Annotated in this window: 1 pseudogene; it reads left to right on the top strand. The window is 68.8% G+C overall.

Annotation, left to right across the window (positions count from 1 at the left end):
• Window positions 1-247 (top strand): annotated as a pseudogene (locus tag ACQG3P_RS21445) (DNA polymerase III subunit beta); the annotation flags it as partial.

The following is a 247-nucleotide window of genomic DNA, read 5'->3' as shown; positions in this document are numbered from 1 at the left end:
ACGAAGTGGAAGCCACCGAGCGCGTGGCGATCGGCGAAGCCACCCAGAAGGAGCTGATCGAACGCACCGCGTTCGCGATGGCCCAGCAGGACGTTCGCTACTACCTCAACGGCCTCCAGTTCGACCTGCGCGGCGATGCGCTGCGCACCGTTGCCACCGACGGCCACCGCCTGGCGCTGTGCGAGACCGATCTGGAAAAGGCCCGCGGCGCCCAGCGCCAGAGCATCGGGCCGCGCAAGGGCGTAAC

It is taken from the genome of Stenotrophomonas sp. SrG (assembly GCF_050031795.1).
GTDB lineage: Bacteria > Pseudomonadota > Gammaproteobacteria > Xanthomonadales > Xanthomonadaceae > Stenotrophomonas > Stenotrophomonas rhizophila_A.
This window is presented reverse-complemented; position numbering and strand designations above follow the sequence as displayed.